Origin of the sequence: Lentisphaera profundi, from assembly GCF_028728065.1 — a bacterium.
In the GTDB taxonomy this organism is placed as follows: Bacteria; Verrucomicrobiota; Lentisphaeria; order Lentisphaerales; family Lentisphaeraceae; genus Lentisphaera; species Lentisphaera profundi.
In genome coordinates, this window is the sequence record NZ_CP117812.1 from 2370809 (window position 1) to 2385191 (window position 14383).

At 40.9% G+C, this 14383-nt stretch carries 11 protein-coding genes; 10 read left to right on the forward strand and 1 reads right to left on the reverse strand.

Annotation, left to right across the window (positions count from 1 at the left end; all coding sequences use genetic code 11):
• The first annotated feature begins 29 nt into the window (after positions 1-29).
• From ileS to PQO03_RS20800, 8 genes are all read left to right on the forward strand, one after another.
• Positions 30-3158, forward strand: a complete 3129-nt coding sequence (ileS, locus tag PQO03_RS20765) for an isoleucine--tRNA ligase (RefSeq protein ID WP_274153120.1) — start codon at positions 30-32, stop codon at positions 3156-3158.
• Between the two features lie 104 nt (positions 3159-3262).
• Positions 3263-5791, forward strand: a complete 2529-nt coding sequence (locus tag PQO03_RS20770; protein ID WP_274153122.1) for a serine/threonine-protein kinase — start codon at positions 3263-3265, stop codon at positions 5789-5791.
• A complete protein-coding gene (locus tag PQO03_RS20775) occupies positions 5778-6146 on the forward strand; it encodes a translation initiation factor (protein WP_274153124.1) in 369 nt (122 codons plus the stop codon). Before PQO03_RS20770 ends, PQO03_RS20775 begins: the two co-directional genes overlap by 14 nt.
• A gap of 14 nt (positions 6147-6160) precedes the next feature.
• Positions 6161-7280 (forward strand): peptide chain release factor 2 gene (gene prfB / locus PQO03_RS20780; RefSeq protein ID WP_337993451.1). Its coding sequence is split into 2 segments (ribosomal slippage): positions 6161-6226 and positions 6228-7280, totalling 1119 coding nucleotides; the frame shifts between segments, so codons are not numbered across the junction.
• Positions 7273-7863 carry a tetratricopeptide repeat protein gene (locus tag PQO03_RS20785; protein ID WP_274153128.1) on the forward strand — a complete coding sequence of 197 codons (591 nt, stop codon included), beginning with the start codon at positions 7273-7275 and terminating at the stop codon, positions 7861-7863. Before prfB ends, PQO03_RS20785 begins: the two co-directional genes overlap by 8 nt.
• The gene (mutL, locus tag PQO03_RS20790) at positions 7864-9546 is read left to right on the forward strand and encodes a DNA mismatch repair endonuclease MutL (RefSeq protein ID WP_274153130.1); all 1683 of its coding nucleotides are present in this window, start codon (positions 7864-7866) and stop codon (positions 9544-9546) included.
• A gap of 89 nt (positions 9547-9635) precedes the next feature.
• Positions 9636-11081: a transposase gene (locus tag PQO03_RS20795; RefSeq protein WP_274150944.1), complete on the forward strand. Its 1446-nt coding sequence runs from the start codon at positions 9636-9638 to the stop codon at positions 11079-11081.
• A 65-nt stretch (positions 11082-11146) separates the two neighbouring features.
• The gene (locus tag PQO03_RS20800) at positions 11147-11398 is read left to right on the forward strand and encodes a hypothetical protein (protein WP_274153132.1); all 252 of its coding nucleotides are present in this window, start codon (positions 11147-11149) and stop codon (positions 11396-11398) included.
• Positions 11399-11455: 57 nt separating this feature from the next.
• Here PQO03_RS20800 and PQO03_RS20805 read toward each other — a convergent pair whose 3' ends face one another.
• Positions 11456-12568, reverse strand: coding sequence for a response regulator (locus tag PQO03_RS20805; RefSeq protein ID WP_274153134.1), 1113 nt, complete (start codon positions 12566-12568; stop codon positions 11456-11458).
• 111 nt (positions 12569-12679) lie between these two features.
• Between PQO03_RS20805 and PQO03_RS20810 the strand changes: the two genes are divergently transcribed.
• Together PQO03_RS20810 and PQO03_RS20815 are read left to right on the forward strand one after the other, a co-directional pair.
• Positions 12680-13561, forward strand: a complete 882-nt coding sequence (locus PQO03_RS20810) for a DUF445 domain-containing protein (RefSeq protein WP_274153136.1) — start codon at positions 12680-12682, stop codon at positions 13559-13561.
• Position 13562: 1 nt separating this feature from the next.
• The gene (locus PQO03_RS20815; RefSeq protein WP_274153137.1) at positions 13563-14273 is read left to right on the forward strand and encodes a hypothetical protein; all 711 of its coding nucleotides are present in this window, start codon (positions 13563-13565) and stop codon (positions 14271-14273) included.
• The last annotated feature ends 110 nt before the right edge of the window (positions 14274-14383 follow it).

Consider the following 14383-nt stretch of genomic DNA (forward strand, 5'->3'; position numbering starts at 1 on the left):
AACTTTTAAATTTATCAGCGAGCTAAAGCATGGAAAACGAGAATCAACACGAGAATTTTTCTTTTGTCGAGAGCGAAAAAAAGATTTTAGATTTTTGGACCGAAAAAGAGATTTTTAAAAAATCTCTTGAGCAAACAAAAGACTGCCCACCGTACATTTTTTATGATGGTCCTCCCTTCGCAACGGGCTTACCTCACCATGGCCATTTAGTCGCTTCGACTCTTAAAGATATCATCCCACGTTATTTCACCATGAAAGGACGCTATGTTGAGCGCCGCTTTGGATGGGACTGCCATGGCTTACCTATTGAACATGAGATAGATAAAAAACTCGGTATGAGTGCGCAAGATGCCGTTGAAAAAATCGGCGTCAAAGCTTATAACCAAGAATGCCGTGGCATCGTACAACGATTCACTTCCGAATGGGAAAAAACTATTTCACGCATTGGTCGCTGGGTTGACTTTGAGAACGACTACAAGACCATGGATACAGACTTCATGGAATCTGTGTGGTGGATCTTTGGCCAACTTTGGGAAAAAGGGCTCATCTACCAAGGAACAAAAGTCGTGCCTTTTTCGACTGCACTTGGCACCGTCCTCTCTAACTTCGAAGCCGGATCAAATTACCAAGATGTCCAAGACCCCGCCGTTACCATTTTCTTCAAACTACAAGACGAAGACGCCTACTTAGCTGCTTGGACAACTACACCTTGGACTCTACCCTCCAACTTATGTCTTTGTACAAACGCAGCAATCAGCTACGTAAAAGTTCGTGATGAAGAAAGTCAAAAAGTTTTTTACATGGCCGAAGCTCGTCTCGAACACTACAGAAAAAAGAACTCACTCGAAATACTCGAAACCGTTACTGGCGCCGATCTAAAAGGCCGTAAATACGAACCCTTATTTCCCTATTTTGCGGAGCTCGCAGAAGAAAATTGCTTTCAAATCCTCAATGATGATTACGTCACCACAGAAAGCGGTACCGGCATTGTCCACCTAGCGCCAGGCTTTGGTGAAGACGATAATCGCGTCATGCAAGAAGCTGATATAAAAGCTACTGTATGCCCCGTTGACGACGCCGGAAAATTCACTTCAAAAGTCACTGACTATGCTGCCGTATACGTAAAAGATGCCGACAAAGAAATTATCAAAGACTTAAAAGAACGTGGCCGTCTTTACGAAAGAAGCTCCTACCTTCACTCCTACCCATTCTGCCCGAGATCCAAGACTCCACTCATCTACAAATCCATTCCTTCTTGGTATGTAAATGTCGAAGCGGTTAAAGACAAAATGATTGCTGCCAACAAACAGATTCACTGGGTTCCAGAGCACATCAAAGAAGGACGTTTTGGTAAATGGCTCGAAGGCGCGAGGGATTGGGCCATATCCAGAAACCGTGTCTGGGGCACACCTATGCCGATCTGGATCAATGATACAACAGATAATAGAATCTGCATCTCTTCCATCGAACAACTCAAAGAGCTCTCTGGCATTGAGTTAAGTGATCTCCACCGAGAGCACACTGACGAAGTCCATTTCACTATCCCTGGAGAAGAAGGGACCTACAAACGCATCACCGAAGTTTTTGATTGCTGGTTTGAATCAGGCTCAATGCCTTATGCTCAACTGCATTACCCTTTTGAAAATAAAGAAGTTTTTGATGCCGGTTTTCCCGCAGAGTTCATTGCCGAAGGTCTTGATCAAACTCGTGGTTGGTTTTACACACTCACGGTTTTATCAGCTGCTATTTTTGATAAGCCTGCATTTAAAAACGTCATCGTCAATGGACTCGTACTTGCGAAAGATGGCCGTAAGATGTCTAAGTCTGAACGCAATTTCACCGCGCCTGACAGCCTCATGGAAGACTTTGGTGCCGATGCACTTAGACTTTATCTTATCACTTCTGGACTCGTAAGAGGCGAAGAGCAAAAATTTGATGATAAGGGCGTAAAGGATATGGTTCGCACCGCCCTCCTTCCTTGGTTCAATTCTTTCAAATTCTTCAAAACTTATGCCGACCTCGATGGCTGGGATCCCGCCAAACACTATGTTGAAGGTGACAATATCACCGACAACTGGCTCATTTCGAATCTTCAAACTCTCAAGAAAAATATTTCTACAGAGATGGATGCCTACCAACTCTATAATGTTGTGCCTGCACTATTTACATTTATTGAAGACCTCACAAATACTTATATCCGTCTCAACCGCGGTCGCTTTTGGGCTGAAGGCCTAGAAGAGGATAAGTGCGCAGCTTATTCAACACTCTACACTGCCCTCAATGAACTCAGTATTAGCATGGCTCCTTTTGCGCCATTCTTCTCTGAATTCATCTTCCAAGAACTTAAGAGTATGGACTCAAATAGCTCTGCTCCTGAGTCTGTTCACCTCTGTGATTACCCCACCGCTGACGAAAGTAAAATTAATAGTATACTTGAAGACGCCGTCGATCGCATGAATCAAATCATTCTTCTGGGCAGACAGAAACGAAACCAAGTGAAGATCAAAGTTAAGACACCTTTGCAATGCCTTACCGTGATCCATAAAGACAAAGATTTGCTTCAAGAGATCTCTCGTCTTGAAAACTACCTCAAAACTGAACTCAATATCAAATCAGTTGCATATGATCAAGACGAAGCCAAGTACATTAACTTTTTCACTAAACCAAATTTCCCTGCATTAGGAAAACGACTTGGTAAACAAATGGGGAAATTTACTGGCATGATTAAAAAACTTAGTGAAGCTGACATTGCCAATTTTGAACGCGATGGTTCAATCGAACTAGGTGGAGAGGTTTTTACTCAAGGTGACATTGATATCTTTCGCGAAGCTCGCGAAGGCCATGATGCGCTCTCCAATAGCTTAATTTCTATTGAACTCGATTGCAATTTAAGTCCTGAACTGCTTCGTGAAGGCCTTGCTCGTGAAGTCGTAAATCGCATCCAGCGCTCAAGAAAAGAAGCGGGCTTCAATGTCGGCGACAGAATTGCTCTAAACGTTAAAAGTGATCCTAACCTTCAATTAGCCATAGAAGAACATCTTGAATATATCTGCGGAGAAACGCTTACCGATTCGATATCTTTCGTAATAGTTGAATCCTATGACTTTGAATTTAAAATTGAAGACTATGCTCTCGAGATAGGCTTACTTAAAGCCTAAGCTAACTTTTCTATCACAATTCAACCCCGTACACAAAGCTAAGCTTTGTGATTCGGGGTTTTTCGTTTATTTTATCTGATTCATTTTTAAGCTTAGGAGTTGTAATGTCTGACCAAGCAAGCAAAGCATCCTTACCTGAAGGAAGCAAAATTTTCTGTCCCGCATGTAATGCCAAACTCGACGTATCTGGTCTTGTCATTCACTCCAAGTTTTTTTGTCCTGGATGCAATGCGAAGATCCAAGTTCCAGAAGAAAATTTAACACTCCAAAGCAAGCCTGTTGCAGAGCCTAAAAATCAGAAGACAGAAACTAGTTCTGTCAGCACATCGGATATCGATCGCCTCAAGAACTTAGCTAAAAAAGCAATACTAACCGACATCAATCTCCCCGGCTCAAAATCTACGAATAAGCCCCCTGAGAAAGTAGATAGTAGCTCTAACACCAAAGAAAAAGACGAAACAACGGATGCCATGGAAAAAGTGGCGACCGCCAAGCAGACTGCGCTCGATGAAACTATGAAAGATCAGGTGGAAGTCACGAACGCCACCACCATTCAAGATAAAACTCCTGAGACTGTACAAGTGCCAGTAGTCGAAACTACTGCCAAAAAAGAACCCGCACCTGCTCCCAAAGAAGAGCACATCGATCCCAATGGACTCAATAAAGTTAAATGCCATTCCTGCGGTAAGTTAAACGATTTTTCTAAAGAAAAAGCTTTTGATAAAATACCGTGCTCCCATTGTTCCGAAAAAATAATCGTACCAAAGCGTTTTCAACACTTCCTTTTAGAAGATGAGCTCTCTGACAATCAATTTGCTAAAGTTTACCGAGCGCTCGATTTGTCTCTGAATAGGGAAGTTTGTATTAAAATTTTCAACAAAGACATATCTGCCAATGAAGTCCTTGTAAAAGCGCTCATTGAAAAACTTAGTCTCAGTGCCACTCTTACGCAACAAAATATCGTCCCCATCTATACGTCTGGAACTTTTGAAGAACAGTTTTTCATGGTAAGTCAATACATGAATCAACAATCATTAGAAGCCTTTATCACCAAGGCCAAGGGTGAGCTCCCCATTAATGCCTGCCTAAAAACTTTACACGAAGTCAGCAAAGGCTTACTCGAATACAGCCGTCACAAACAATATCACCATCATTTAAGTCCTCGTAATATCTTGATTAATTCTGATGGTCAAATCAAAGTCACCGATTTCAATATCTTCTACACGATAATGCTCGACCAAAAAGACAAAAGTCTTTATGGCACTGATTTTGTCTCTCCAGAGCTTATCCACAAAGGCAAAGATACCGACTCCACCGTAGATGTATTTCATTTAGGTTTAATCGCTCAACAACTTATTACAGGTAAGATCCCTTATGAGGCTTCTAATCAAGAAGACTTAATGGATCTCCACCTGGAAAAGACTCCTGAAAAACTTTCAGATCTAAGGAGTGACACTCCCCAGGAGCTCTGTGATTTTGTACAAAAAATGCTTTCGGTTCGTCCTAGTGACCGCCCTTCTCTCAGTGAAACTGAAAAAGAATTAGATAAACTGCGGAATCCTCAAAAAGCTAATCTTGCTGCCACTCGCATGAAAACACCTGTCTCTAAGCCACCATTAGAAAAAGACGAAGATAAATTCAAACATGCGAAACTCCAAGATACCGATCTTGCCCATGAAGATTTATTGATTCAACTCAATGACAAGGAGAAAAAAAGCCCCATTGCCATTATTGCTATCATCTTAGTTCTTATTTGTGTTATAGGCTTTTTCCTCAGTCAAAATAACAGCTCGGAAGACAAAGCGTCTGAGGTAGATGCTAAGCCCGTAGAAGTTCCTAAAGATCCTCAGGATATTGCTGTTGCTCTCCCCGATGATCCTATGCCAAATGATATAATTCCAGAAGACATGACTAGCGACACGAAGACGGTAGAACCCTCAATTGAAGTTGTAGAAATCCCCACTCCGACTCCTATAATTGAAGAGCCCGTTACCGTACCTTTAGCTGTGGATGTTCCAATAGAGGAAACTGAGACCCCTAATCAATTCGAAGAAGAGTTTACTGACTTCGCACCTGTTATGGCTAATAAAGAAAAACGCCCTTTCCCTAACAATCTCGATTTCAGCCCCACTATTTCAGAATTCATCGATTATCTGAATTCTCAGCCCGACTCTCAACGCAAAGCTATTGAGCATGAGCGCTTGCGCCTCTTAAACCGCATACGTTTCTACCTCATTAAAGTTCTTTCAAATACTCCTTATGAAGGCAAAGTTTTTTCCCGTGAATTCGAAGATAGCATCGATGGCTTTTTAGAAGTCAAAAATGATCAATTGCTTATGGGTCGTAAAGGTGCTGATTTCACACTCGAAGTTGACGTCACCCAATTAGAGGATATCCAATTTGCAAAAGTTTTGGAATTTTTTGCTAAATCCAAACTCGATCAAGTTCTCGATAGCCCCGAAGCGATTGCGAAAGAACTGAAAGAATCTGCTGCAGAAGATTATTTTAAAGCGGCATTACTCATGGACTGGTTTAAAAATGAGAAAATGGCTCAAGCTTATCTAAATCTGGCCACTCAGTTAAACCCTAATTTAACAAATCATTACAAGGTTTTCTTTGATGGGCAAGAATAAAAAACCACTTAAGTCAAAAGGCTTTTCAGTCAACCCCTTCGCCGACTTAAAAGTCGACTGTATCGCTAAAGATATTGAAGGAAGTGCAAAAGCAAAAAATAAAATAGCCCATACCACTTGCCGTATACGCTTAGAGAAAAAAGGTCGCGCGGGCAAGAAAGTCACTGTCATTTATGGCTTTGAACCCGTGCTTGAATTAGTGGAAATGATGAACCTTCTCAGCGATTTAAAAAAATCGATCGGCAGTGGCGGAACAGTAAAAGAAGACACTTTAGAACTCCAAGGGGATAAGCGACCACAAGTTGCTGATTTCCTCAAACAAAAACACTTTCGCACCAAAGGCGAACTCAATTAACTTTTAGGATCATTATGAATTTAGATGCATTACAAAAACAGGTGAAAGCGATACAAGATCGTTTTGAACATCTGGGGAGGTACCTTTGACGTACCTACTAAAACTCAGGAACTCAATCAACTAGAACTCGAAATGAGCAGTGCTACTTTTTGGGAGAATACGAATACCGCAAAAATCACTGTCGATCGAGTATCTGTTTTAAAAAATGTAGTCACCCCCTATGCAGAACTAGGATCCAGTGTTGATGACTTCCTCACTCTTGCTGAACTTATCGAAGAAGAAGGTGCTGAATCAGAATTAATGGCCGATGCGGACGGTGAGTGGGCTGAACTCACAAAAGCTCTAGATGATCTCGAACTTTTAAGTTTCCTGTCAGGAAAATACGATAGCGGCGACTGCTTTTTATCCATTAATGCTGGTGCAGGTGGAACTGAGTCTTGTGATTGGGCCGACATGCTCTTCCGCATGTATCGCCGTTGGGCCGAATCAAAAAAATTCAAAATTTCTATTGTCTCAATCCAAGAAGGAGACGAAGCAGGTATCAAAAACTGCACACTCATGATTCAAGGGCCTATGGCTTTTGGCTACTTAAAAGCCGAACGTGGCGTTCACCGCTTAGTGCGTATATCCCCCTTTGATTCCAATAAACGAAGACATACTTCCTTTACCTCTATTGATGTCGTTCCCGATATCGGTGATGAAGCCGAAGTCGATATAGATGATAAAGATTTACGAGTCGATACTTTTCGTGCCTCAGGTGCTGGTGGTCAGCATGTTAACACAACTGATTCAGCTGTGCGCATAACTCATATTCCTACAGGAATTGTTGTAGCCTGCCAAATGGAACGCTCTCAACACAAAAACCGTGCAACCGCAATGAAAATGCTAGGTGCTAAACTTGAAGAATTGCGTCAAGCTGAGCATGCAGCGGAAATCGACGCCAATTCAAGTGTGAAAACTGACATTGGCTGGGGTCATCAAATACGCTCTTATGTTTTACATCCCTACAAGATGATTAAAGATTTAAGAACCACATACGAGACAAGTAACACCAACAATGTTTTAGATGGTGATTTAGATCCTTTTATTCAAGCCTACCTAAGAAGTGGACTCAACAAAGAAGACAATGACTAACAAAGCCATCATTGCTTTACTTACTTGCCTTTGTGCAATTATTTTTTCTACTCTCCTCTTATTAAAGAAAGATGTGAAACTTAGTAATGTTAGCAAAAGGCAACAAATACCCTTTGAGGTCCAAAGTGCTACTGCACAGGGTCTTATCTTGGGTGGGAAGTATGAGTTTGCCAATAAAATCTTTGCAAACTCATACCAACACTTCAAAGACAACCCTGCTTATATCCAAAGCTATGCAAATAGTTTACTTGCCTCTGAGCAAGCTCAAAAAGCTCAAAACATCTGCTTAGACGCGATCAACATTTATCCACTAAATAAAAACCTTAGACTTACACTCGCAAAATGTATGTTAAGCAATAAGCAAAGTGACTCCGCCTATCGTTTACTTAACGAGCTCCCTCTCTTTTCTCAAAAAGAAGCTGACTACCTCAGTCTCATTATAATGACGACTCCCAATAAGAGTGGTCTCGAATCTTTAATGAGTAAAATGAAAAACTTTACCAACTATCAAAAGCTCTTCCCGAAGAACTTGATCGAAAAATCACCTAATTCTGAATTCATTATAAAGAACTTGAGTAATTAAATGGCTGATGTAAAAGTCCTCAGTGCTGAAATTGCTAACCGTATTGCCGCAGGTGAAGTTGTAGAACGTCCTTCATCTGTACTAAAAGAATTGGTTGATAATGCCATAGATGCGGGTGCCACTCGCATTATTATTCGTACGGAAAATGCAGGAAACTCGCTAATTGAGGTCTCCGATAATGGCTCTGGCATGAATCAAAATAATGCCTTACTTTGTCTCGAACAACATGCCACTTCAAAAATAAGTGATGCCAGTGATCTTGATTCAATCAGTAGTTACGGCTTTCGCGGGGAAGCTATTCCAAGTATTGCCTCGGTTTCTCGCTTCACTATTTTAACTCGCTTACACAATGAGCTTGAAGGTAACATGATCCAAGTCAATGGTGGAGAAATCTCGACCGTCGAAAAAATTGGCTGTGCACCAGGAACATGCATGCGTGTCGCCAAGTTATTTTATAATGTTCCAGCCAGAAAGAAATTCTTGAAATCTCAGCGTACGGAAGAATTCCATATACAAGAGACTTTTATCCAAATGGCACTCTCTAGGCCTGATATACACATGGAACTCCATTGCGATAAACGCAAAGTGTATAATATCCCCCCTAGTTCTGATATGAGAACACGATTGAGTTCCTTTGTTAATCGTGAAACTGCCAAGGATATGCTTGACGTCGATTATCAAGAAGCTGGTATCTCGGTTAAAGGCTTATGCTCACGCCCAGGATTAGCCCGTGGCAATTCACGCGAACAACGTTTTTTCATCAACCAGCGCCCTATTGTTGCTCCAGAAATTAACCGCGCTATAAGAAATGCTTATGAAGGCATTATCAATAAAGGACAATTCGCTCCCTGTGTGCTCTATATTAATATTGATCCTTCGAGAGTTGACATCAATGTTCATCCTGCAAAACGAGAGGTTCGTTTTCGTGAACCCCAACTTCTTTGCCAGGTTATTAGCCACGCACTTGAGCTCGCACTACGCCAATTAAGTGGTTCTCAACACAAGCTACTTGCCCCGTCTTTCCTTCAGCCAAATGTACATGTAGAAACGAGTCGAGTCAGTCTTACGCTCAATCAAGACAATCCTTTACAGGAAAAAATCGCGCCTTCTTTTGAAGCCCCTCGCACAAATGAGAATAACACTGGACCTCTTAGCCAGAACACGCCTGACATCCAGCCAGCTATTACTCAACTCGATCCTCACGAGACAAATCATACACATGCGCTAAACACTAATGACAAAGTCATCCAAAATCCCGTCATCGAAAGCCACACTCATGAGCACCAATCAGAATTGAGTAATGACACAGGCCCGCCCATCGATAATTCGGCCGAAAGTGCTGAAAAAGAAACTTTTAGCCATGGCTTAAATAAATTAAATATCATTTCATTTTACAACAAAGAATACTTGCTTTGTCATGGTGAGAATGGATTAATCATTCTGTGCTTAAAAGCCGCCCGCGAAAGAGTAATTTTTGAGCAAATGTTGAATAACTATCGTCTCAACACAGAATACACACAAGCTTTATTAATCCCGATTAGTCTCGAACTTAATCACAGTGATTCCCATTTAATCGAAAAATACTCTACGCAACTCAATGAACTCGGCTTAGGACTGAGGCATTTTGGTGCTCATAGCTGGATGCACTCCGACAGATCATTCTCAAGTGCTATTAAAAAATAGCTTAAAGTTATAATTTCCAATAAAAAATCCCACTTAATCGCCTATATTGTAGTAGCTTACACCGACAATAACAGCAAGTGGGACTTTCAATGTACGATACTCTTTTTCCCGAATATTTCATCGAGGAATTACGGCAAACTATAGGAATTTTATGCGGACCATTGAAGATTGCGGGGCAAATCATACTTCGTCCTGAATTTCAAGAGATCAAAAAGGCAATTGAAGATGATCAACTTCAGTTGAGTAAAGATAGAGCCGCCACTAGAAACCGCGAGTTTAAAAACAGCTCTACCCAAAAACACCCCCCAGCTGAATTGGTGGTGGCGTTGTTCATAGCCCGTCACTTTTATGATAATTGTTACGGTGAACGAGGCTATAGTATGCTATGTGAGAATAGTTCCTTGCAGCAGTTTATTGGGCGCTTGGGCATAGGAAGCTTCCCTTCACGCAATACGATTCATGAACAAGTCTCTGCTCTTTCTGAGAAGACCCTTAATCTTTTTCATCAAGCTATTTTGAACTGCGTTAAGGAGTGTGGCCTGGATGATTTTTCAGCAGTGATTATTGATTCTACAGCCATTAAGGCCGATTCAGCGTGGCCTGTCGATAGTCAATTACTAAAGAACCTTAGTTGTAAAATGATGAAAAATATCAGTGACGTTCATGATCAGCTTCCCTGTGTTGAGCGCAGAAAGATCCCTCTCAAACGCCTGCAAAATTACTGTGATTATATGAGTAAACTGGATTTCGAGATCTCTATGCTTAAAGGAAAAAAAGGAGCAAGAAAAATGAGGCAAAAGTTTTATACGCAAGAACTTTTACCGAGGTGCCGAAAATTTATTATTCGCCTGGAGAAGACTCTTCCTCAAATTAAACAACACTGTGAAAGTGCCAAAGTTCTGATGATTGACGAATGTCTATCTCGCTTCATAGATAAAGTTTTGATGGTTGAACATCGCTTCAACATGGCTCCTAAGGACTACGATACGAAGACGGCACGGAAAATTTACAGCATGAGTGATAATGATGCAGCATTTATTAAAAAGGGTGGTCGAGAAACCGTATTTGGCTACCGACCAAATTTCGCCTTTAGTGCCAATGGTTTTCTGACATCATTCACCCTAGAATCTGGAAATACTAGTGACAGCAAGGCCTTCAGTAATTGCCTTGATGAAAATAAAAAGATGACGGGCGAGACCGCAATGATGATCAGTGTGGATGACGGATATAGCTCTGCCGCCAATTTAGATGATGCCATCGAAAAAGGGGCGACATTAGTCAGTGTTAGTGGCTCAAAGGGAAAGAAGCTCTTAGGAGAAGATATTTATGAGAGTGAAAACTACCAACTTGCGAGAAATATCCGATCAATTTCCGAAGCAGGTATTTCAAAGCTGAAGAACTATCACAACCTTGAGCGATTTACCGTTTGTGGCTTAAAGAGGGTTCGTCAAGAAACTCTCATAAGCGCCATAGGATTCAACTTGGAAAGGATCTGCCAGTTATTATGTCAAATAGAGGTTGAGGTCGCCGCATAGAATGTCGGAGTGCATCTAGCTGGCTGCTGGATACCACCCCTTTAAATTTCCCTGAAGATAATATCATGGGACTTATAAAAGAGATAATTGATATCCTCCACAAAAATCCCAATAGCTTGAAACGCGACATCCATATCAATCTTGCAAAAACAATTTCGGCGGCGACTTGCCGACGCGTGAAATTCAATGAGACGGGGAGTCGCAAGATACTCGAAGACTTAGATGCCTGCGAGACACCTTACTCTTGTCCTCAAGGGCGCCCAGTATTCATCAATATCTCTGATAATGAGTTAAAGAAACGCTTTGGTCGCAACTAAATAAAAACGATTAAGTTTTATCCTTATCGGATATTTTTCAGACGAAGCCGACTTCTACTAAGTCAGTAATTCTCTTAGTTTTCTAGCTAATTCTACCATGCGGTAAGGCTTCCTTAAAAAGGCCGCCGCACCCGCTTCAATCAGATCACCAGCTTCATTCTCAGCCATAAACCCAGAAGAGATCAAAACCTTGACTTCGTCATCTAGTTTCTTTAATTCATAAAAAGCCTCACGACCATTCATTTCCGGCATCACCATATCCAAAATCACCAAGTCAATTTGACCAGGATTTTCACGATAAATCTCAACCGCGTCTAAACCATTCTCTGCCAACAAGACGATATAGCCTAAGTTTTGTAAGTTCTCAATCAGAACATCCCAAATCATATCTTCATCATCAACCACTAAAATAGTTTCAGTACCTTTTAATGAGTCTGCATTGAGGTCATCATCCAATTGCCCACCTACTGCGTGGAAATCCATCGAAGGAAGAAGTAACTGTAGGGAAATCTGCTCATCATTCTCATTGCAATAAAGTGCTCCAGAAAAACGCTTCAAGGCACCTAAGACAAAAAGCATTTCACGGCGATCAGATTCCTCAAAAACAGCCGCATCATAATTAACAGGTACGTAGTCATTGATACTATCAGAACTTTTAAGCTCGATCGAGTAATAAATCCCATCATTGAGAGCCTCTTGCTCAGACATATTCACTTTTTCAACCGATAAAGTATACGTTTTATCTTTTGCGAGCAATGAATGCATGAACATAAATACTGATGATAAATGACTCATATTGGCCTGAATAATCAGTTCTTCTTGTTCATTAACTAAATTCACATCATCGAGGTCTCGTAACTTTCTTGTACGCTTAAAAAAGGCCGTGAGCAAAGCACTTAAATTCACTTTCTCTTGCTCCTCTACTGTGGTCTCTAAGTCTTGGGAAATTGTTGAGTAGATGATTTTAATTTGCTCAATATCATGACGTAATTTCTCGAGGTAACGTTCTCCTGATGCTGAATCCTCAAGTTCATCTTCCAAAAAATCACTGTAGACAACAATGTTTTTAAGTAGCTTATTCATTACCAAGGAAAGCCCTTTGAGCTCTGCATCACACCGCTCTAAACGCTCTTGAAGAGAAATTTCATTCAAATCATGATATTTCTGCATAATTAAACCTCATTTTGATATTTTATACTGACACAATAACACTCATTGTTAGTTTTTCAGTGAAACCAAGGCTATATATAGAACCATAATTTATAAAAACAGAAGATATCAATGACAGAATTTATCCTCATGCCTGCGATCGGTGCTATAATTGGCGCCGTAACAAATGAGCTCGCAATCAAAATGCTCTTTAGACCTTACAATCCCGTATATGTCTTTGGCCTTAAACTCCCGATGACACCCGGTGTCATTCCTTCTCAACGAACGGTCATTGCCGGTAATATTGCCGAAACTTTCGAAAAGCACCTCTTATCTGGAAAAGAAATCCATGATATGCTAACATCCCAAGATATGCATGATCAACTTGAAAAAGAAATTTTGAAAGGATTAAAAAAACAACTCCCCACGATTTTAGCCAATCCAGAACTCTTACAACAAACGAGTTCCATGGTCCATTCAGCACTTGTTGATACTGCGAAGGATAAATTTGTAAAAATCAGCATTGAAAAAGCACCCCTACTCGCAGAGAAAATGATTGATAATGCCTTAGAATCTCTAGGCTCAATGGTAGCAATGGTGGCCTCTCCTTTCAAAGGAAAAATCTGTGAAAAAGTCTTAGAAGGCATTGAGCAACTCAGCCGTGAAACTCTAGCTTCATTTGCTACTGATGATACTCGCCTACTCATTCAAGAAAAAATTGAACAGCAATCTGGCCAACTCGACTACACAAAAATCGCTGCATCCTTAGCCCCCGCAATGACAGAGCTCATTATCAATGGTCTCAGTAATGCGATTGAAGAAGCTCTTAGTAGTGGACACCTTGATATTCGCAAGAAAATTGAAACTCGTATTAATGAACTTGAGATCCAACAGCTCGAAGAAATCATCCTCGGCTTTAGTCGTGAGCAGTTCAGGTATATAACCGCCTTTGGAGCACTTTTGGGAGCTATAATCGGCTTAGTACAGGCTTTTACTGTCGGCATGCTTAACTAAAATGCTTGAGACGCTGATCATTGGTAGCGGCTATCTAGGCTCATTCATCAAATCTAAATTTAAGAGTGTTCAATCAAGTTCATTAGAGAATACCGCTGACTTCTATTTTTCCCTAGAATTATCCCCTTTCGATGAACTCCCTCCAGCGAAGACCCTCATCATTACTTGCTCAACTGAAATGATGGGGGACAGAGCTAAAGCCTTTGCGCAATTTTCTCAAGAGAATTTCAATCAAATCATCCTCATTTCTACTGCTAGTTTATTTCAAGTCTCTCACGCAGATGAAGTAATTGATGAAAACGCCCCTTTGATCTCGTCACACCCACGAGTCATTAGCGAAGGCTACTTTGAAAAATTTGCCACTATCCTCCATTGCGGCCTGCTCTGGGATGAAACTTTGCGCACTCCGCGAAAATGGTTAAATCGCATTAAAAATGGCCAAAAATATGTCAACTTTTGCAAGAGTGATCTTGTCGCAGAAGTCTGCTTTCATATCACTCATCTCGAAGGCTCCTTAAGAGGACATTTTCTTTGTGCTGATAATCACGCAAAACGCTGGAACGAAATCGCCAAATCCTACAGTATCAAACTTGATAACAAAGAAACAGGCACTGAAAGCAAGATTTTGAATTCTAAAAAACTTCAACTTTCTCTAAAAAGTAAGATTGACTGGTCTTCATTCGTATATTGTATAAAAAAAGAGCCTTTGTGACTCAAAAGAAAGCTTTCTTAGATTGGATTTTACTTGAGCTCTTTTAACTTAGTGCGAATCAATAATCAACGAGGCTCAAAATATTACCGCCAGGCACACTCATTAATGGC

Coding starts and splice junctions, on each gene's coding strand:
- mutL (WP_274153130.1), top strand. CDS start 7,864: ATGGCTGATGTAAAAGTCCTCAGTGCTGAAATTGCTAACCGTATTGCC.
- ileS (WP_274153120.1), top strand. CDS start 30: ATGGAAAACGAGAATCAACACGAGAATTTTTCTTTTGTCGAGAGCGAA.
- PQO03_RS20795 (WP_274150944.1), top strand. CDS start 9,636: ATGTACGATACTCTTTTTCCCGAATATTTCATCGAGGAATTACGGCAA.
- PQO03_RS20785 (WP_274153128.1), top strand. CDS start 7,273: ATGACTAACAAAGCCATCATTGCTTTACTTACTTGCCTTTGTGCAATT.
- PQO03_RS20800 (WP_274153132.1), top strand. CDS start 11,147: ATGGGACTTATAAAAGAGATAATTGATATCCTCCACAAAAATCCCAAT.
- PQO03_RS20770 (WP_274153122.1), top strand. CDS start 3,263: ATGTCTGACCAAGCAAGCAAAGCATCCTTACCTGAAGGAAGCAAAATT.
- PQO03_RS20805 (WP_274153134.1), bottom strand. CDS start 12,568: ATGCAGAAATATCATGATTTGAATGAAATTTCTCTTCAAGAGCGTTTA.
- PQO03_RS20815 (WP_274153137.1), top strand. CDS start 13,563: ATGCTTGAGACGCTGATCATTGGTAGCGGCTATCTAGGCTCATTCATC.
- PQO03_RS20810 (WP_274153136.1), top strand. CDS start 12,680: ATGACAGAATTTATCCTCATGCCTGCGATCGGTGCTATAATTGGCGCC.
- PQO03_RS20775 (WP_274153124.1), top strand. CDS start 5,778: ATGGGCAAGAATAAAAAACCACTTAAGTCAAAAGGCTTTTCAGTCAAC.